Origin of the sequence: Marivita sp. GX14005 (genome assembly GCF_023370775.1) — a bacterium.
In the GTDB taxonomy this organism is placed as follows: domain Bacteria; phylum Pseudomonadota; class Alphaproteobacteria; order Rhodobacterales; family Rhodobacteraceae; genus Marivita.
On sequence record NZ_JAMCCQ010000002.1, the window covers coordinates 172,860 to 190,405 of the forward strand.

Sequence of the window (17,546 nt, forward strand, 5' to 3'; positions counted from 1 at the left end):
ATCACATATCCGTATGAGTGTTCTTGCCCGTCCTTCGGAGCCGACCGTTTCGGCCCATGATCGCGTGTATCGTGGATTGCGCAATCGTATCATGTTCGGCCAGATCGCTCCTGGTCAGGCGTTGACCCTGCGAGGGATCGGGCGCGAATTCGACGTTTCGATGACGCCCGCCCGTGAGGCCGTGCAGCGCCTTGTCGCCGAGGGCGCACTGTCGATGTCCGCCTCTGGCCGTGTCGCCACGCCCGAACTCAGCCGCGACCGGATCGAGGAGCTGGCCGCTCTTCGCGCGCTGATCGAGGTGGAACTGGCGAGCCGTGCCCTGCCGCGCGCGCATCTTGCGCTGATCGACCGGTTGCAGGCAATCAATGGCACCATCGCCGATGCGGTTTCGAACCGTAACGCGGTGGGCTATTTGCGCACCAATCTCGATTTCCACCGCACGCTCTACCTGCGGGCGCAGGCGCCGGCGATGCTGGCGATGGCCGAAACCGTCTGGCTGCAACTGGGCCCGACGATGCGCTCTCTCTATGGCAGGCTTAGGCGCACGGATGCGCCGCAATACCACCGGCTGATCATCGCGGCGCTGAAGGCCGGGGATGAACCCGGCCTTAGGCTTGCGGTCAGATCCGATGTGACGCAAGGGCTCCGCCTGCTGACGAAATAGCCCCCGCGACCGGTTCAGTGCGCCATGAAGACCGGCACTTCGGAAGTTTCGAGCATGTGCCGGGTCGCGCCACCAAGGATCGCCTCGCGGAATCGCGAATGGCCGTAGGCGCCCATCACGATCATGTCGGCATCCATATCATTCGCGCAACGCAGCATGACATCGGACACGCGCGGCATCGTCTTGGACACGACATCGATTTCGATCTTCGCGCCATGCCGCGCGAGATAGGCGGAAAGCTGACCGCCCGGGTCCGAGCGGTTCGGCCCGTGCTGCGGCGGATCGATGACAACGATATGAACGGTTTGCGCCGATTTGAGGAAGGGCAGTGCACTGCGCACGGCGCGCAGCGCCTCGGCGCTTTCGTTCCAGCCGATGGCGACAGTTTTCGGCATCTGAAGCGCCTTGCCCTTGGTCGGCAGGACGATCACGGGCGCCTGACCTTCGAAAAGCGCTCCCTCGACCACCGGTTCGACCTCGACTCCGCGATCCTCGCCATAGGGGCGGGGCAAAATCGCCAGATCGGAGAACCGTGCATAGGACGCCACCGTGCGCGTGATATCTGCCAGCTGGCAGATCGCCTCGTTGACGCTCCAGCGCAGGCCGGTCCCTTCCATCAGCTTCTTTGCCTTGGCGGCCATCGTCTGTGCCGAGTTCTGTGCTTGCCGGACGGTCTCGTGCAGCATCGAGGCATTCATGCCGGCATAGTAATAGCCGGTCTGCGTCCTATCGACGCCGAGGCAGACGACATCGATATGCGCATCGAGCGCCTCGGCCATGCCAATCCCTTGAGAAATAGTGCTTTCCAGATGGAGGCTGTCGGTTACCACCACCAGAATTGTTTTGAACGACATCTTCGATCCCTTCGTTGATACGGCTTTCCTGTCGAGCCTTCCCTTGTTTTCGGGGACCGCGCTTTGATACCCGTCAAACCGCGAGCGCTATTTTATTGATGCAGATCAAAGATACGTTCGGCGGGAATCCGCGATAAGGGCACAGTCTAAATAACCGCCCGCGCGGGATCTTGCCGCGCGGGTATGACGAAGGGACGAACAATGATGAACTATATCAAGCTGATCGCGCTTGGCCTGGTCACGCTTTTCGCGATGATCGCGGCCAGCTACGCGCGCGATCTGGCCTATCAGGTGCATGCCATCATCGTGATGCTGGTATCTGCCGGGCTCTTTCTGTGGGTGCTGCGCCGGACGGATGAGCCGGTTCCGGCGCGGGTGCTGGAAGCCAGCTACATGGACGGCGTGATCCGCTACGGCGTGATCGCGACGGCCTTCTGGGGCGTGGTCGGGTTCCTGGTGGGAACCTATATCGCCTTCCAGCTTGCCTTTCCGCAGCTCAATTTCGACTGGCTGCACGGCTATGGCAATTTCGGGCGCCTTCGTCCGCTGCACACCTCGGCGGTGATCTTCGCTTTCGGCGGCAACGCCCTGATCGCAACGTCCTTCTACGTCGTCCAGCGCACCAGCGCCGCGCGACTCTGGGGCGGCAATCTGGCCTGGTTCGTCTTCTGGGGCTACAACCTGTTCATCATTCTCGCCGCGACCGGCTATCTCTTCGGGGCCACGCAATCCAAGGAATATGCCGAACCGGAATGGCATACGGATATCTGGCTGACCATCGTCTGGGTCGCCTATCTGGCGGTGTTCGTCGGCACCATCGTCAAGCGCAAGGAGCCGCATATCTATGTGGCCAACTGGTTCTACCTCGCGTTCATCATCACGATCGCGATGCTGCACATCTTCAACAACCTCAGCATCCCTGTGTCGATCTTCGGCTCCAAGTCGGTTCAGGTCTTTTCGGGCGTGCAGGACGCGATGGTTCAGTGGTGGTATGGCCACAACGCCGTGGGCTTCTTCCTGACCGCGGGCTTCCTCGGCATGATGTACTACTTCGTGCCCAAACAGGCCGAACGCCCCGTCTTCTCGTATAAACTGTCGATCATCCACTTCTGGGCGCTGATCTTCCTCTATATCTGGGCCGGTCCGCACCACTTGCACTACACCGCGCTGCCCGATTGGGCCGCGACGCTCGGGATGGTGTTCTCGGTCGTGCTCTGGATGCCGTCCTGGGGCGGCATGATCAACGGTCTGATGACGCTTTCCGGCGCCTGGGACAAGCTGCGCACCGATCCGGTGATCCGCATGATGGTGATCTCGCTCGGCTTTTACGGCATGTCGACCTTCGAAGGCCCGATGATGTCGATCCGCGCGGTCAACTCGCTGTCGCATTACACCGACTGGACCATCGGTCACGTCCATTCCGGCGCGCTTGGCTGGAACGGCATGATCACTTTCGGCGCGCTCTACTTTCTCGTGCCGCGCCTGTGGAACCGCGAGCGGCTCTATAGCCTGAGCATGGTTTCCTGGCACTTCTGGCTCGCCACCATCGGCATCATCCTCTACGCGGCCTCGATGTGGGTCACGGGGATCATGGAAGGCCTGATGTGGCGCGAAGTGGATGCCAACGGCTTCCTCGTGAACAGCTTCGCCGACACGGTGAGCGCCAAGTTCCCGATGTATGTCGTGCGCGCGCTGGGCGGTGTGATGTATCTCACCGGTGCCCTGATCATGTGCTACAACCTGTGGATGACTGTGAAGCGCAGCCCGGCGAAACAAGCCGCGGCCACTTCCGCAGCCGTCGCGGCCGAATAGGAGATCGGATCAATGGCCGACAAGAAAACCCCCAACAACGACCAGATCACGGATCCCGACAAGGATCCGCACGTCTCCACGCTCAAGGATTTCCCCGACGAGATCCCGAACGAGCTGCCGCACCACACGAGCTTTTTCGACAAGCACAAGTTCATCGAGACGAACATCACGCTGCTTTTCGTCTTCAGCCTGATCGTGGTGAGCATCGGCGGTCTGGTGCAGATCGTGCCGCTCTTCTATCTCGACAACACGATCGAGGAAGTCGAGGGCATGCGTCCCTACACGCCGCTCGAACTCACCGGCCGGGACATCTATATACGCGAAGGCTGCTATGTCTGTCACAGCCAGATGGTGCGTCCGATGCGCGACGAGGTGGAACGCTACGGTCACTACTCGCTCGCCGCGGAATCGATGTATGACCATCCGTTCCAGTGGGGCTCGAAGCGGACGGGGCCGGACCTGGCCCGTGTGGGTGGACGGTATTCGGATGACTGGCACCTCGACCACCTGCGCGATCCGCAATCGGTCGTGCCGGAATCGGTGATGCCGAAATACGCCTATCTCGAAAGCACCCTGATCGACGGCGAGCATGTGGATGACCTGTTGTCCACCCATGCCTTCATCGGTGTCCCCTATAGCGACGAGATGATCGAGACCGCCGTGGCCGATTTCCGGGCGCAGGCCGATCCGGACTCCGATTACGACGGTCTGCTCGAACGCTATGGCGAGAAGGTCAACGTGCGGAACTTCGACGGTCAGCCGGGAGTGTCCGAAGCGGACGCGCTCATCGCCTATCTGCAGATGCTCGGCACGCTGGTGGATTTCTCGACCTTCACGCCGGTCGACAACCGCTAGGACGAGAGAATGGAAACCTATTCATTTCTCAGAACCTTTGCCGACAGCTGGATGCTTCTCGTCCTGTTCCTGTTCTTCGTGGCGGTGATCCTCTGGGTCATCCGCCCCGGGAGCAACAAAAAGCACCGCGATATCAAGAACATTCCGTTCCGGCATGAAGATAAACCCGCAGAATCACGCGATGATTCCGAGGAGTCGAAAAAATGAGCGACAAGAAAGACGACGATCTCGATTACGAGACAACCGGCCACGAATGGGACGGCATCAAGGAATACAACAAACCCCTGCCGCGCTGGTGGCTCTGGACCTTCTACGCGACCATCGTTTGGGGCGTGCTCTATACCATCGCCTATCCGGCATGGCCGGGCATCCGCGAGGCAACGCCGGGGCTTCTGGGCTATTCCACCCGCGCCGAGGTTGCCAAGGATATCGACGCGTTCGCGGCGGCCAATGCCGGGATCAACGAAACGCTGGCTTCGGTCGAACTGACCGAGATCCAGAACGATCCCGAGTTGCAGCAATACGCCCAGAACGCAGGCGCCGCGGTCTTCCGCACCTGGTGTGCGCAGTGCCACGGCTCCGGGGCTGCCGGTGCCAAAGGCTATCCGAACCTGCTGGACGATGACTGGCTCTGGGGCGGCGATATCGAGGCGATCCACGAGACCATCGCCCACGGTATCCGCAACGAGGACGACCCCGATGCGCGCTATTCCGAGATGCCCGCTTTCGGCGACCTTCTCGAAGGGGAAGAGATCGTTCAGGTGGTCAATTACGTGATGTCGCTGTCTGGCGAGCCGAATGACGCGTCCCTCGTGGAGGCGGGCGAGACGGTCTACCTGGACAATTGCGCGGCCTGTCACATGGAGGACGGAACCGGAGACCGCTTCCAGGGCGCGCCGAACCTGACGGATGCGATCTGGCTCTATGGCGGGGATTACGACACGCTCATGGAAACGGTCGAATACTCGCGCTTCGGCGTGATGCCCCCCTGGGCCGACCGGCTCGGAGAAGCGCAAATCCGCGCCGTTGCGACCTACGTTCACGGGCTCGGCGGCGGCGAGGCCACTGTCGAATAACACCCCAAACCGCCCTCAACCGGCGGCCTTGCCCGGCGCTCCCGTGAACGGAGCGCCGGGTTTTCCTTTTCCGGCAGGTGACATTGTCGCACGTGCTGGCGCGCCTCTGGAAAACATGCCGCGCGGGCAATACGTGTGCGGTGGCGCAAGGCGCCTGCATCATGCTCGCCCGACATTCACGGAGGTTCAGCGGGCGAAAGCCGTTGGTTTCCCGTCGAAATATCGGCCCGCCCCTGAAAACCTGAATTAAAGATACAGTATTTGATGCAGGTCAATGTCTGGCGCTTCGTGGCCTGAAAAAAGACCATCGAGAAATTCCCATATTCGGAGCACCGTTTTCCGTGTCTCATACAGATAACCAGACCCCGCCCAAGCTCTACGCCGCGCGAGAGCCGATCTTTCCCAAGCGCGTTTCGGGCAGCTTCCGCAATCTCAAGTGGATCATCATGATCGTCACGCTGGGCATCTACTACGTGACGCCCTGGATTCGCTGGGATCGCGGGCCGGCACTGCCCGATCAGGCGGTGCTGGTGGATCTGGCGCATCGGCGGTTCTTCTTCTTCTGGATCGAGATCTGGCCGCACGAATTCTATTTCGTCGCGGGCCTGCTCATCATGGCCGGTCTGGGCCTCTTCCTCTTCACCTCGGCGCTGGGGCGTGTCTGGTGCGGCTACGCCTGCCCGCAAACCGTGTGGACCGATCTCTTCATTCTCGTCGAACGCTGGATCGAGGGAGACCGCAACGCGCGGCTTCGCCTGCACCGGCAGGAAAAGCTCGATTTCCGCAAGGCGCGTCTGCGCGTCACGAAATGGGTGACGTGGTTCCTGATCGCGCTGGCCACCGGCGGGGCCTGGGTGTTCTATTTCACCGACGCGCCGACGCTGCTCGTCGATCTGGTGACGGGCCAGGCCCATCCGGTCGCCTACACGACGATGCTTGTTCTCACGGCGACGACCTTCTTCTTCGGTGGCTTCGCGCGCGAGCAGATCTGCATCTATGCCTGCCCCTGGCCGCGCATCCAGGCCGCGATGATGGACGAGGACACGCTGACCGTCGCCTATCGCGAATGGCGCGGGGAGCCGCGCGGCAAGCACCGTAAATCCGAAGGCTCCGAACAGCTCGGCGATTGCATCGACTGCATGGCCTGCGTGAACGTCTGCCCGATGGGGATCGACATCCGCGACGGTCAGCAGATGGAGTGCATCACTTGCGCGCTCTGCATCGACGCCTGCGACGATATCATGGCCAAGATCGGCAAGCCGCGCGGGTTGATCGACTATATCGCCCTGTCCGACGAGCCGCGCGAACGCGCCGGAGAGACGCCCCGGTCGGCCTGGTATCACATCTTCCGCGTCCGCACGATGATGTATACCGCGCTCTGGGCGCTGGTCGGCGTCGGGCTGGTCTTCGCGCTCTTCATCCGCCCGGATATTGAAATGTCGGTCGCTCCGGTGCGTAATCCGACCTTCGTGACCCTCTCGGACGGAACAATCCGCAACACCTATGATGTGCGGCTGCTCAACAAGCATGGCGAAGATCGGCCATTCGAAATGTCGATCACCGGCCATCCGGCGCTGGAGATGGATCTCGAAGGTGTGGACGGCGACGTGGTAAATGTCCCCGCCAACCAGACCTACCTGCAACGCGTCTATGTGCTGGCGCCCGCAGGATCCGATCCGGCAGAGGCCGAACGCAGCGAATTGCGGCTCTGGGTCGAAGATCTGACCAATGGGCACCGCGCGTCGAAGGAATCGATCTTCAACGGAAAGGGCAACTGATGGCGAAGGAACGCAAACTGACCGGCTGGCATGCGCTGGCGATCTTTGGCGGGTGTTTCGCCGTCATCATTTCGGTCAACCTCGTGCTGGCCTATTCCGCCATCAGCACCTTTCCGGGGGTCGAGGTCGACAATTCCTACGTCGCCTCGCAGCATTTCGACGAACGCCGGGCCGATCAGGAATCGCTAGGCTGGACGGTTGATGCCAAGGCGACGGGCGGGCTGCTCATCCTCAGCATCACCGATGCCGATGGCCGGCCCGTGCAGGCCGGCACGCTCGACGCGGTGCTGGGCCGCGCGACCCATGTGCAGGACGATCGCAAGCCGGAGTTTTCCTTCGACGGCAAGGCCTATGTCGCCCGTGAAAGCTTGCGGCCCGGCAATTGGAACATCCGCATGAAAGCTACCGCGCTCGATGGCACGCCCTTCGAACAGCGCGTCGTTCTGAAGGTCGAAAGCTGAAGCCATGACTGCCGCGATGCGCCCGCCAGCGTCCGCTTGCCCCGCCTGTTCCGCTGCACCGGCTGCCGACGCGCTCGCGCAGCGGGCCGCACCCTCCAAGGCCGATTTCGTCCTGTCGCTGCCATCGATCCACTGCGCCGCCTGTATTTCGGGGGTCGAACGCGCCTTGAACGCCGCGCCGGGGGTGAAGGCCGCGCGCGTCAACCTGACCCTCAAGCGCGCCCAGATCGAGGCCGAGCCGGATGTGGCCGTGGACGACCTGATCGGCGTGCTGCAAGGCGCGGGCTTCGAGGCGCACGAGATGGACGCGACCGCGCTGCGCGCCACCCAGACCGACAAGGCGGGGCGCGATCTGCTGATGCGCCTTGCGGTTGCCGGGTTCGCCGCGATGAACGTGATGATGCTCTCCATCGCCGTCTGGTCCGGCGCCGAAGGGCCGACGCGCGATATGTTCCACTGGATCTCCGCCGCCATCGCGCTGCCGACCATCGCCTTCTCCGCGCAACCCTTCTTCAAACACGCCTGGACGGCGCTCAGGGCCGGGCGGCTGAACATGGATGTGCCGATCTCGCTCGCCATCGCGCTCGCCGTCGTCACATCGCTCTGGGAGACATCGCTTTCGGGCGAACACGCCTATTTCGACGCCGCGCTCACGCTCACATTCTTCCTTCTGGCCGGGCGGTATCTCGATCACCGCACCCGCGCCGCCGCGCGCTCCGCCGCCGAGGAACTCGCGGCGCTCGAAGTGCCGCGCGTTTTTCGGCTGACCGAGACGGGCGAGGAGCAGGTGGCGATGGCAGAGCTTGCCATCGGCGATCTGATCCGCGTGCGCCCCGGCGGGCGGATGCCCGTCGATGGCGAGATCGTGGACGGCCAGTCCGAACTCGACCGCTCGCTCCTGACGGGCGAGACGCGGCCGATCTATGCCGGGCCGGGTCAGAGCGTAAGCGCCGGCGAGGTGAACCTGACCGGCCCGCTTACCGTGCGCGCCGCCGCCGTGGGGCGCGATACCTCGCTGCACCGCATGGCCGATCTCGTTGCCATCGCCGAATCCGGCCGCTCGCGCTATACATCGCTCGCCGACAAGGCGGCCAAGCTTTACGCGCCGGGGGTGCATATCCTGTCGGCTTTGGCCTTCGTCGGCTGGTATTTCTACACCTTCGATCTGCGCACCGCGCTCAATATTGCGGCGGCGGTGCTCATCATCACCTGTCCCTGCGCGCTCGGGCTTGCGGTGCCTGCCGTGACCACCGCTGCCTCGGGCCGGCTCTTCCGCAAGGGGCTGCTGATCAAGGATGCCACCGCGCTGGAGCGTCTGGCGCAGGTCGATACGGTCGTCTTCGACAAGACCGGCACGCTGACCGATGGAACGCCGGAAGTGATGAACCTCTCCGATCACGCCCCGCGCGATCTCGGCATTGCGCTCGCGCTCGCTCGCGCCTCCTCGCATCCGCTCTCGCAATCGCTGGCAGCGGCCATTTCCGAACGCGATCTGCCTGCCGAAGAGGTCACGCGCATTACCGAACGGCCCGGACACGGCACCGAAGGGGTGTGGAACGGGCAAACCGTCCGTTTGGGACGCGCCAGCTGGACAGGCGGAGGCGAAAGCCACGAGACCTGCGCATGGCTGCGCGTCGGCGATGCCGAGGCCGTGCCGTTCCGCTTCACGGATCAAATACGCGACGGCGCGGAGGCGGTCGTCAGCGATCTGCAGGGCAGGGGCCTCGAAGTGATCCTAATGTCCGGCGATACAACGCCTGCGGTCGAGGCGTTCGCCCGCCGGCTCGGAATCGGCAAATGGATCGCCGAGGCGCTGCCGCAGGACAAATCCGCGCGGATCGAGGCGCTGACGAAAAGCGGCAAGCATGTGCTGATGGTCGGCGACGGGCTGAACGACACCGCTGCGCTCGTTGCCGCGCATGTCTCGATCTCGCCCGCCTCCGCGCTCGATGCGGCGCGGGTGGCGTCGGACGTGGTGCTGCTCGGCAAATCGCTGGAGCCGATCTCCGGCGCGCTGGCCACCTCGCAAACGGCAATCCGGCGCATCCGGCAGAACTTCACCATCGCGACATGGTATAACATCATCGCCGTGCCGCTGGCGGTGGCCGGGCTTTGTTCCCCGCTGATCGCGGCCTTGGCGATGTCGAGCTCGTCGATTACAGTATCGCTGAACGCCCTGCGTCTGAAATGAAGCGGAGGTTTCGATGAATATCCTGGCCTATCTCATCCCGATATCGCTGATTCTCGGCGGGCTTGGGCTGGCCGGTTTCGTGTTTACCGTCAAATCGCGGCAATATGACGATCCGAAAGGGGCCGCCGAACGCATCCTGTCGGACGAATACGACGACCGCCCCAAGCAATAGCGCCGGGCGTCAGCCCGGCCCGATCATGAAGCAGGTCACCTGCCGGGCCTGAAGGCGGCGACACGCGAGATCGGCGGCCTCGCGGGTCAGCCCCATGAAATTCGCGTCGAACCCCCGGCTGCCATTCACCACCTTGCGCAAAGAGCCGTCGAGCGTCGTCATCTCCGCCAGCGCGGTCTTGAGCAGCGCCTTTTCGGCTGCGTAGCGGCTCGGGAAGCGCCCGACATTGATACCCCAATGCCGCCCGCCCGAGGTCGAGATACGCGTCACCACCTCGGTTTCGCGCTGAACCACAGGCTGCGCGGGCTCGGCGGCGCGGGCAGAGGCAAGAACCACCGTTTTCGGCCGCACGACGGGCTTGACCGACGCATCGGGCGCAGCCTTTTCACCACGGGCCACGACAGGCGCCGCAGCCGGCGCTGCGGCAACGAGCGCGGCCTTGGCCACCGTTTCTGTCACTTCCTTGACCTCTTCGGTCTGCACTTCGGCCAGAACATTCTGGATATCGTCCTTGAGCTCGGCCACCAGCGCATCGGGCAGTTCCGGCTCCGGTACGGGCCGCGCGGCCGGGCGCAGGCTCTTGGTGACGGCAGCGGCGACGACGCGGATGGACTTGGCGCGTGTTTTGGTCGACGGCACCGAGTTCTTCGCAATCACCGTCTCGCCATCGCCCGGCGCGACGGGGCCGAGATAGGGCGGCTTGCGCGGCTTGCGCAGCGCCATGCGGGTCGGTGCCTTATTGAACCCCAGATCCATCAGTTTGGCGACTTGCGCGTTGCGTGATGCGGTCGAATTGCCGCCGAACACCGTGACGATGATCCGTTCCGATCCCCGCTCCGCCGAAGCGACAAGGTTGAACCCCGCCGCGCGGGTGTAACCCGTCTTGATTCCATCGGCGCCGCGATAGGCGTTCAGAAAGCGCCGGTTCGTATTCGCGACTTTCCGAATCCCGGCATCCGCCGAGCGGCGCGAGAACAGGTTGTAATATTGCGGATAGTCGTAAAGCACATGCCGGCCGAGGATCGTCATGTCCCGCGCCGTCGAAAGGTGCCCGCTCTCGGTCAGCCCATGCGCGTTCTTGAAGGTCGTCCGGCTCATCCCCAGCGCCTTGGCCGTGCGGTTCATCCGGCGCGCGAACGCGGCTTCCGAACCGGAGATTGCCTCGCCGAGCGCCGTTGCCGCATCATTGCCGGACTTGATCGCCGCCGCCCGCACGAGATAGCGCAGCCTGATCTTCGACCCGGCGCGCAGGCCGAGCTTCGAAGGCGGCTCCGACGCGGCCTTGCGCGAGATCGTGACTTCGGTGTCCATCGTGATCTCGCCGTTCTGGACGGCCTCGAACACGACGTAGAGCGTCATCATCTTGGTAAGAGAGGCAGGATGCAGCCGCGTATCGGCGTTCTCGGAATGGATCACTTCGCCATTGCGCGCATCCATGACCATCGCCGCATAGGGCGCGGCCATCGCGCTCAGCGGCAAGAGAATGGCAAACCAGATTCCGGTGATTACATACAGGCCCAATCGGCCCGGCAATTTGCGCCGTCCCGCCACGATATCCGCCTCTTTGCTGCCTCATGCCGCCGAATTTTTTCCGGTCGACGTTATTATTGAGGAAAACGCTAGCACATGAGCGGATGCCGATAAAGCGCTTATTTTTATACGTTTTGTTAACGATTCGAGGGCTCTTGCCCAATATGTTGCGGCTATTGAGGTCAGTCTTACAACCAAGGCGAATATGGCAGGAATATGGCGAACCTGTCAGCCGATTTCCGCCACAAGTTGCGGCAATTCCGAGAGATCCGTCAATTCGCGAAACCGCGCGCTTCGGGGGGCGTCGGCCGCTTCGAGGTCCCACGCAAGATCATGCGGCACGAAAACGCCCCAGCTGCCCGCCTCGATGGCCGGAACCACATCGGATTTCATGGAGTTGCCCACCATCATCGCCGCGTCGGTGCCGCCGGGATGCGCGCCGAAAGCGGCGCGATAGGTGCTTGCCGATTTGTCAGACACGATGGCGACATCGTCGAAAAGATCGCCCAGACCCGACTGCGCCAGCTTGCGCTCCTGATGGAGAAGATCGCCCTTGGTGATCAGCACGATCCGGTGCGTGCCGGCCAGCGCTTCGACCGTATCGCGCACATGGGGCAGCAATTCGACCGGGTGGGCCAGCATCTCCTGCCCGGCATCGAGCAATTCGCGGATGACATGGCCGGGCACCTGTCCATCGGTCACATCGATCGCCGTTTCGATCATCGACAGCACAAAGCCCTTAACCCCGAATCCGTAATGCCCGATATTGCGCCGCTCCGCCGCGATCAGCCGGTCGTGAAGATGCGCCCGTTCGCTATACTCCGTCAGAAGGGTTTCGAACCGATCCTGCGTGAGCTTGAAGAACCTTTCATTGTGCCACAGCGTGTCATCGGCATCGAACCCGATCGTTTCCAGCTTTCGTGCCATGATCCCCGGCCGTGCCTCTTTTCTCGCGCTGCCGACAGGTTATATACAGCGTTCAACAGATGAAACCCGAGGCACCAGTTTCCGCATGACCCGCATGTCCGCCATTGTCGCCTGTCCGACCATCGCCGGCCCCCCGCCGGACGAGGACGACCAGACCGGCGTCGTGATCGAGACGCGCACCAAGACGAAACGCCCGCCGCTCTACAAGGTGCTCCTGCTGAACGACGATTATACGCCGATGGAATTCGTCGTGCACGTGCTGGAGCGGTTTTTCGGCATGAACCACGCGCAGGCCTTCGAAATCATGCTGACCGTCCACAAGAAGGGTCTGGCCGTGGTCGGCGTGTTCAGCCACGAGATCGCGGAAACCAAGGTCGGCCAGGTGATGGATTTCGCCCGCCGCCACCAGCATCCGCTGCAATGCACGATGGAAAAGGAATAGCCGGCCCGCCCGGCGCGCATCATGGCTTCACCCAGATTGATACACGCGGTCGAGACCGGGGCGCTCGATCCTGCCTCCTCGGCGCGCGCCCTGCTGCTCGAACCGGCGGCGGATGCTGCGTTCGACGCGTTCGGCACGCACGATTTGACCGCGCAGCAGAACTTCAAACCGAGTTACGATGCGCTTGAGGCGCAGGGCGTCACGGTCGTGACGCACGCCACTGACCCCGCCGATCTGGTGCACGTCACGGTCCCGCGCAGCCGCGATCTGGCTCGCGGCCTGATCGCGCAGGCCGCCCGGCTCGCGCCGCAGGGCCGGGTGATCGTGGACGGGGCCAAGACCGATGGCATCGATTCGCTTCTGCGCGAGGTCAAGGCGCGCGTGTCCATTGATGCACAACTGTCCAAGGCGCATGGCCGTATCTTCTGGTTTACGCCGGGGGATGCCTTCGCCGATTGGGCGCTTCCCGATCCCGCCGCGGTCGAGGGCGGCTGGATCACCCAGCCAGGCGTCTTTTCCGCCGATGGGCCGGACCCCGGATCGCAGGCGCTGGTCGCGGCGCTTCCCAAGGCGCTCAAGGGGAAGGGGGCCGATCTGGGTGGTGGCTGGGGGTTCCTCACGGCGCATCTGCTTGATCTGCCGGAGGTCACACATGTCGATCTCGTCGAGGCCGACCGCCGCGCGCTGACCTGCGCGGAGCGGAACGTGACCGACCCGCGTGCCGCGCTGCACTGGGCGGATGCAACGACATGGGGGCAGGCGCGCAGCCTCGATTTCGTGGTGATGAACCCGCCGTTCCACACCAGCCGCACACCCGATGCGTCGCTCGGACAGGCGTTCATCCGCGCCGCCGCGCGGCTGCTCAAGCCCAAGGGGCAGCTTGTCATGGTGGCCAACCGCCATCTGCCCTATGAAACGACACTGGCCGCGCATTTCGCGCAGCATGCGGAGCTTGGCGGGGATACGCGGTTCAAAATCCTGCACGCCGCCTCCCCGAATGCCACTGGCGCGGCCCCCCGGCGCAAGCGCCGCTGACCGAAAGGATCGCAACAGATGTCATTTTCCATCGAAGGCAAGACCGCCATCGTCACCGGCGCTGCGAATGGCGTCGGGCTCGCGGTCGCGCGGCATTTCGTCGATCAGGGCGCGAATGTCATGTTCGCCGATATGGACGAGGCGCGGCTGTCGCATGAATGTGGCGAGATTCCCGAGGATGAGGGCAATATCCGCTACTTCGCAGGCGACCTGCGCGAACGCCTGACGCTCGCCAACCTGCTCTCGGCCACGATAGACGCGTTCGACCGTGTCGATATCCTCGTCAATGGCAGCCGTCAGGTGATGCCATCCGATCCGCTCGATCCCGATGACGACAGTTTCGAGACATTGATGAAGCAGAACGTCACCAACACGTTCCGCCTGTCGCAGCTTGTCGCCAAGCGCATGATCAAGCAGTCCGAAGGCAAGGACGAGGGGCAGGCGGGCGCCATCGTCAACCTGTCCTCCATCGCCGCGCGGCGCACGCAGCCGGAGCTGCTCTCCTATTCGGTCTCCACCGCCGCGCTCGACCAGCTCACGCGGTCGCTGGCAGTGGCCTATGCGCAATACCGCATCCGCGTGAATTCCATCGCGCTCGGCTCCGTCATGTCCGCCAGCCTCAAGGATGCGTTGAAGAAGAACGACGACTACCGTGAACAGATCGAGGACATGACCCCGCTCGGCCGCATCGCCGCTCCGCGCGAGCTAGCCGAGGCGGTGCAGTTCCTGTCCTGCGAGGGCGCAGGATTCGTGACGGGCCAGATCATCACCGTCGATGGCGGGCGCACCTTGCTCGACCCCGTCGGCGCGCCGGCGCATTGATCCCGCAACATGCCGAGGAACAGATGACCGACAGTTTCGACACCGAGAAATCCCGCGCCTCCGCCTGGTTCCGCACCCTGCGCGACGAGATCGTCGCGGCCTTCGAGCGGCTGGAGGACACGCATGACACCGGCCCGCTGAGCGATGCCGCGCCGGGCCGGTTCGAAGTTACCGAAACCAGTCGCACCTCCGGGGACGGCAGCGATGCGGGCGGCGGTCTGATGAGCGTGATGCGCGGTGGCCGGGTCTTCGAGAAGGTGGGCGTCAATGTCTCCACCGTCTACGGCACGCTCGGCGCGCGTGCGCAATCCGCGATGGCGGCGCGCAAGGGCATCCCCGGCATGGCGGACGATCCGCGTTTCTGGGCCTCGGGCATCAGCCTGGTGGCGCATATGCAGAACCCGCATGTCCCGGCGGTGCATATGAACACCCGCATGTTCTGGACCCCGCATGCCTGGTGGTTCGGCGGCGGGTCGGATCTCAACCCTTGTATCGAGTATGCCGAAGATACCGCGCATTTTCACGACACGCAGAAGGCGCATCTCGACCCGCATGGCACCGGGGAATACCCGCGCCTCAAGGCATGGGCTGACGAGTATTTCTATATCCCGCATCGCAAACGCGCGCGCGGGGTGGGCGGGATCTTCATGGACGATCGAAACAGCGGCGATTGGGAGGCCGATTTCGCGTTGACGCAGGATATCGGCCGCGCCTTCCTGCCGGCCTTTGTCCCGCTGGTCGAAAAGCGCCGCCTGCAGGACTGGACCGAGGCCGACAAGGACGCGCAGCTCGTGCATCGCGGGATCTATGCGGAATACAACCTTGTTTACGACCGCGGCACGAAATTCGGCCTCGAGACCGGCCATGACGCCAATGCCGTGCTGATGAGCCTGCCGCCGATGGCGAAATGGGTCTAGATACTCCGCGCTTCCGGCATGGGATTGACGGCGGGATTTTCGAGTATTTATAACGAGAAGAAAGACCCGCCACGCGCCCTCAGGCCTCGCGCCAGTCTCCGGGGGCGAGATCACCGAGCGACCATTGGCCGACCGACCACCGCACGAGCCGCAGGCAGGGCAGCCCGACATGCGCCGTCATGCGCCGCACCTGCCGATTGCGCCCTTCGGTGATGGTCAGGCATAGCCAGGCATCGGGGACCGATTTGCGGAAGCGCACCGGGGGCATGCGCGGCCAGAGCGCCGGCGGCGCGATGAGCTCCGCCTCTGCCGGGCGGGTCGGTCCGTCCTTGAGCTTGACCCCGGCGCGTAGATGCGCGAGTTGCTCCTCGGATGGCGCGCCTTCGACCTGTGCGAGATAGGTTTTCGGCGAGCGGAATTTCGGGTTGCTGATCCTCGCCTGCAGCTTGCCATTGTCGGTCAGCACCAGCAGCCCCTCGCTGTCGCGATCGAGCCGTCCGGCGGGGTAGACGCCGGGGATGGCGATGTAATCCGACAGCGTTGGCCGCGCCGTGCCTTCCGTGCCCTTGTCGGTGAATTGCGACAGCACGCCGAACGGCTTGTTGAATAGAAGCACCCGCGTCATGTGCCACCGCCCCGCCGCTCGGAGAAGAACGCCCTGAGCAGCGCGCTGGCGTCGGCCTCGCCGACGCCATCGTAAATCTCTGGCGCGTGGTGGCATTGCGGATGCGAGAAGACCCGCGCCCCATGCGCGACGCCGCCCGATTTGGGATCGGGCGCACCATAGTAGACCCGCCGGATCCGCGCGCTTGATATGGCGCCGGCGCACATCGGGCAAGGCTCCAGCGTGACATAGAGATCATGCCCGGTCAGCCGTTCGCACCCCAGCGCCGCGCAGGCCGAACGGATCGCCAGCATCTCCGCATGCGCGGTCGGATCGTGGTCCTGCCGCGTGCGATTGCCAGCGGCGGCGACGATACGCCCCTCAGGAGAGACGACGACCGCGCCCACCGGCACCTCGCCCCGCGCGGCGGCGGCGCGGGCCTGCTCGAGCGCGTGCGCCATATGAGTTCGAAACACCATGCGCCCCTCTTAGACTGCGCAATGCGCTTTCCCAAGCCGGTGATTTCCACTAAGCCGCCCCCATGAGCCAGCAAACGCCCCCCGGCGACCGTATCGCCAAAGTGATCGCCCGCGCCGGGATCGCCAGCCGCCGCGATGCCGAGAAGCTGATCCTTGCCGGGCGCGTGACCGTGAACGGCAAGAAGATCGACAGCGCCGCGCTGAACGTGACGCCGCAGGACCGGATCACCGTCGATGGCAAGCCGCTTGCCGCGCCGGATGCGCCGCGGCTCTGGCTCTATCACAAGCCCGCCGGTCTTGTGACGACGAACCGGGATGAGCAGGGGCGAAAGACGATCTTCGAGCAATTGCCGGACGAGATGCCGCGCGTGATGAGCGTCGGGCGGCTCGATCTGAATTCGGAAGGGCTGCTGCTGTTGACCAATGACGGCGGCATCAAACGCAAGCTGGAATTGCCCAGCACCGGCTGGCTTCGCAAATACCGCGTGCGCGTCAAGGGCGCGCCGAGCGAGCAAAGCCTTGAGCCGCTGCGCAAGGGGATCACCGTCGATGGCGAGCGATTCGGCGAGATGAATGTGACGATCGACCGCCAGCAGGGCGCGAATGCATGGCTGACGATCGGGTTGCGCGAAGGGAAGAACCGCGAAGTGCGCCGCGCCTTGGCAGCAGTTGGGCTGACCGTGAACCGGCTGATCCGCGTGTCCTATGGCCCGTTCCAGCTTGGCCAGCTCAAGCCCGGTCAGGTCGAGGAGCTGCGCCGCAAGGTCGTGCGCGATCAGCTGGGGCTCGACGAGCCGGGCGAGGCGCGCGCCGGCGGCACGGGCGGGCGCGACAAGCCGGGCCGCAAGACGCTGCGCCGCAAGCCGCGCCCCGGTTCGGGCAGACGGAGTCCCTGAACTTTCCCCCTTCGCGCCCATTTTCCGCCCC

19 protein-coding genes are annotated in these 17,546 nt (G+C 63.9%); 14 read left to right on the top strand and 5 right to left on the bottom strand.

Going from position 1 to position 17,546, the window contains the following annotated elements; all coding sequences use genetic code 11:
• Window positions 1–13: 13 nt before the first annotated feature.
• Window positions 14–664 (top strand): GntR family transcriptional regulator, encoded by a 651-nt coding sequence (locus tag M3465_RS07005; RefSeq protein ID WP_249501024.1) that lies wholly within the window; start codon window positions 14–16, stop codon window positions 662–664.
• Window positions 665–678: 14 nt separating this feature from the next.
• Here the strand turns inward: M3465_RS07005 and M3465_RS07010 are convergent, their stop codons facing one another.
• On the bottom strand, window positions 679–1,518 hold the full coding sequence (locus M3465_RS07010; protein WP_249501025.1) for a universal stress protein: 840 nt from the start codon (window positions 1,516–1,518) through the stop codon (window positions 679–681).
• Between the two features lie 201 nt (window positions 1,519–1,719).
• Between M3465_RS07010 and ccoN the strand changes: the two genes are divergently transcribed.
• The 8 genes from ccoN (at window position 1,720) to ccoS (ending at window position 9,863) form a co-directional block, all read left to right on the top strand.
• The gene (gene ccoN, locus M3465_RS07015) at window positions 1,720–3,330 is read left to right on the top strand and encodes a cytochrome-c oxidase, cbb3-type subunit I (RefSeq protein WP_249501026.1); all 1,611 of its coding nucleotides are present in this window, start codon (window positions 1,720–1,722) and stop codon (window positions 3,328–3,330) included.
• Window positions 3,331–3,342: 12 nt separating this feature from the next.
• Entirely contained in the window at window positions 3,343–4,185 is an 843-nt protein-coding gene (gene ccoO, locus M3465_RS07020) for a cytochrome-c oxidase, cbb3-type subunit II (protein ID WP_249501027.1), read from the top strand.
• A 9-nt stretch (window positions 4,186–4,194) separates the two neighbouring features.
• Entirely contained in the window at window positions 4,195–4,392 is a 198-nt protein-coding gene (locus M3465_RS07025) for a cbb3-type cytochrome c oxidase subunit 3 (RefSeq protein WP_249501028.1), read from the top strand.
• A complete protein-coding gene (gene ccoP, locus M3465_RS07030; protein ID WP_249501029.1) occupies window positions 4,389–5,261 on the top strand; it encodes a cytochrome-c oxidase, cbb3-type subunit III in 873 nt (290 codons plus the stop codon). The genes M3465_RS07025 and ccoP overlap by 4 nt, the downstream gene beginning before the upstream one ends.
• A gap of 341 nt (window positions 5,262–5,602) precedes the next feature.
• Window positions 5,603–7,039, top strand: a complete 1,437-nt coding sequence (gene ccoG, locus M3465_RS07035; protein ID WP_249501030.1) for a cytochrome c oxidase accessory protein CcoG — start codon at window positions 5,603–5,605, stop codon at window positions 7,037–7,039.
• Complete coding sequence (locus M3465_RS07040; RefSeq protein WP_249501031.1) at window positions 7,039–7,500, top strand: FixH family protein; 462 nt, start codon at window positions 7,039–7,041, stop codon at window positions 7,498–7,500. The genes ccoG and M3465_RS07040 overlap by 1 nt, the downstream gene beginning before the upstream one ends.
• 4 nt (window positions 7,501–7,504) lie before the next feature.
• The gene (locus M3465_RS07045) at window positions 7,505–9,691 is read left to right on the top strand and encodes a heavy metal translocating P-type ATPase (RefSeq protein ID WP_249501032.1); all 2,187 of its coding nucleotides are present in this window, start codon (window positions 7,505–7,507) and stop codon (window positions 9,689–9,691) included.
• Window positions 9,692–9,704: 13 nt separating this feature from the next.
• Window positions 9,705–9,863, top strand: coding sequence for a cbb3-type cytochrome oxidase assembly protein CcoS (ccoS, locus tag M3465_RS07050; RefSeq protein WP_249501033.1), 159 nt, complete (start codon window positions 9,705–9,707; stop codon window positions 9,861–9,863).
• Between the two features lie 9 nt (window positions 9,864–9,872).
• Here ccoS and M3465_RS07055 read toward each other — a convergent pair whose 3' ends face one another.
• Together M3465_RS07055 and M3465_RS07060 are read right to left on the bottom strand one after the other, a co-directional pair.
• A complete protein-coding gene (locus tag M3465_RS07055) occupies window positions 9,873–11,327 on the bottom strand; it encodes a D-alanyl-D-alanine carboxypeptidase family protein (protein WP_249501605.1) in 1,455 nt (484 codons plus the stop codon).
• Between the two features lie 294 nt (window positions 11,328–11,621).
• On the bottom strand, window positions 11,622–12,320 hold the full coding sequence (locus M3465_RS07060) for an HAD family hydrolase (protein ID WP_249501034.1): 699 nt from the start codon (window positions 12,318–12,320) through the stop codon (window positions 11,622–11,624).
• Window positions 12,321–12,414: 94 nt separating this feature from the next.
• On the opposite strand from M3465_RS07060, the gene clpS reads away from it, so the two are divergent.
• Genes clpS through hemF form a run of 4 tightly spaced genes read left to right on the top strand, consistent with a single transcriptional unit; the run spans window position 12,415 to window position 15,536 of the window.
• Window positions 12,415–12,762, top strand: coding sequence for an ATP-dependent Clp protease adapter ClpS (clpS, locus tag M3465_RS07065; RefSeq protein ID WP_249501606.1), 348 nt, complete (start codon window positions 12,415–12,417; stop codon window positions 12,760–12,762).
• 21 nt (window positions 12,763–12,783) lie between these two features.
• Window positions 12,784–13,797 carry a class I SAM-dependent methyltransferase gene (locus M3465_RS07070; RefSeq protein ID WP_249501035.1) on the top strand — a complete coding sequence of 338 codons (1,014 nt, stop codon included), beginning with the start codon at window positions 12,784–12,786 and terminating at the stop codon, window positions 13,795–13,797.
• An 18-nt stretch (window positions 13,798–13,815) separates the two neighbouring features.
• Window positions 13,816–14,619, top strand: a complete 804-nt coding sequence (locus M3465_RS07075) for an SDR family NAD(P)-dependent oxidoreductase (RefSeq protein WP_249501036.1) — start codon at window positions 13,816–13,818, stop codon at window positions 14,617–14,619.
• A 23-nt stretch (window positions 14,620–14,642) separates the two neighbouring features.
• Window positions 14,643–15,536 carry an oxygen-dependent coproporphyrinogen oxidase gene (gene hemF, locus M3465_RS07080; protein WP_249501037.1) on the top strand — a complete coding sequence of 298 codons (894 nt, stop codon included), beginning with the start codon at window positions 14,643–14,645 and terminating at the stop codon, window positions 15,534–15,536.
• 79 nt (window positions 15,537–15,615) lie between these two features.
• Here the strand turns inward: hemF and M3465_RS07085 are convergent, their stop codons facing one another.
• Both M3465_RS07085 and M3465_RS07090 read right to left on the bottom strand, forming a co-directional pair.
• Window positions 15,616–16,161 (bottom strand): pseudouridine synthase, encoded by a 546-nt coding sequence (locus M3465_RS07085; protein WP_249501038.1) that lies wholly within the window; start codon window positions 16,159–16,161, stop codon window positions 15,616–15,618.
• Window positions 16,158–16,619, bottom strand: a complete 462-nt coding sequence (locus M3465_RS07090; RefSeq protein WP_249501039.1) for a nucleoside deaminase — start codon at window positions 16,617–16,619, stop codon at window positions 16,158–16,160. Before M3465_RS07090 ends, M3465_RS07085 begins: the two co-directional genes overlap by 4 nt.
• A gap of 62 nt (window positions 16,620–16,681) precedes the next feature.
• Between M3465_RS07090 and M3465_RS07095 the strand changes: the two genes are divergently transcribed.
• A complete protein-coding gene (locus M3465_RS07095; RefSeq protein ID WP_249501040.1) occupies window positions 16,682–17,515 on the top strand; it encodes a pseudouridine synthase in 834 nt (277 codons plus the stop codon).
• Window positions 17,516–17,546: the final 31 nt, after the last annotated feature.

Bases quoted from the DNA above. Each gene is read 5' to 3' on its own strand.
- M3465_RS07005 (WP_249501024.1), top strand. From the start codon at position 14: ATGAGTGTTCTTGCCCGTCCTTCGGAGCCGACCGTTTCGGCCCATGAT.
- M3465_RS07010 (WP_249501025.1), bottom strand. From the start codon at position 1,518: ATGTCGTTCAAAACAATTCTGGTGGTGGTAACCGACAGCCTCCATCTG.
- ccoN (WP_249501026.1), top strand. From the start codon at position 1,720: ATGATGAACTATATCAAGCTGATCGCGCTTGGCCTGGTCACGCTTTTC.
- ccoO (WP_249501027.1), top strand. From the start codon at position 3,343: ATGGCCGACAAGAAAACCCCCAACAACGACCAGATCACGGATCCCGAC.
- M3465_RS07025 (WP_249501028.1), top strand. From the start codon at position 4,195: ATGGAAACCTATTCATTTCTCAGAACCTTTGCCGACAGCTGGATGCTT.
- ccoP (WP_249501029.1), top strand. From the start codon at position 4,389: ATGAGCGACAAGAAAGACGACGATCTCGATTACGAGACAACCGGCCAC.
- M3465_RS07040 (WP_249501031.1), top strand. From the start codon at position 7,039: ATGGCGAAGGAACGCAAACTGACCGGCTGGCATGCGCTGGCGATCTTT.
- M3465_RS07045 (WP_249501032.1), top strand. From the start codon at position 7,505: ATGACTGCCGCGATGCGCCCGCCAGCGTCCGCTTGCCCCGCCTGTTCC.
- ccoS (WP_249501033.1), top strand. From the start codon at position 9,705: ATGAATATCCTGGCCTATCTCATCCCGATATCGCTGATTCTCGGCGGG.
- M3465_RS07055 (WP_249501605.1), bottom strand. From the start codon at position 11,327: ATGGCCGCGCCCTATGCGGCGATGGTCATGGATGCGCGCAATGGCGAA.
- M3465_RS07060 (WP_249501034.1), bottom strand. From the start codon at position 12,320: ATGGCACGAAAGCTGGAAACGATCGGGTTCGATGCCGATGACACGCTG.
- clpS (WP_249501606.1), top strand. From the start codon at position 12,415: ATGTCCGCCATTGTCGCCTGTCCGACCATCGCCGGCCCCCCGCCGGAC.
- M3465_RS07070 (WP_249501035.1), top strand. From the start codon at position 12,784: ATGGCTTCACCCAGATTGATACACGCGGTCGAGACCGGGGCGCTCGAT.
- M3465_RS07075 (WP_249501036.1), top strand. From the start codon at position 13,816: ATGTCATTTTCCATCGAAGGCAAGACCGCCATCGTCACCGGCGCTGCG.
- hemF (WP_249501037.1), top strand. From the start codon at position 14,643: ATGACCGACAGTTTCGACACCGAGAAATCCCGCGCCTCCGCCTGGTTC.
- M3465_RS07085 (WP_249501038.1), bottom strand. From the start codon at position 16,161: ATGACGCGGGTGCTTCTATTCAACAAGCCGTTCGGCGTGCTGTCGCAA.
- M3465_RS07090 (WP_249501039.1), bottom strand. From the start codon at position 16,619: ATGGTGTTTCGAACTCATATGGCGCACGCGCTCGAGCAGGCCCGCGCC.
- M3465_RS07095 (WP_249501040.1), top strand. From the start codon at position 16,682: ATGAGCCAGCAAACGCCCCCCGGCGACCGTATCGCCAAAGTGATCGCC.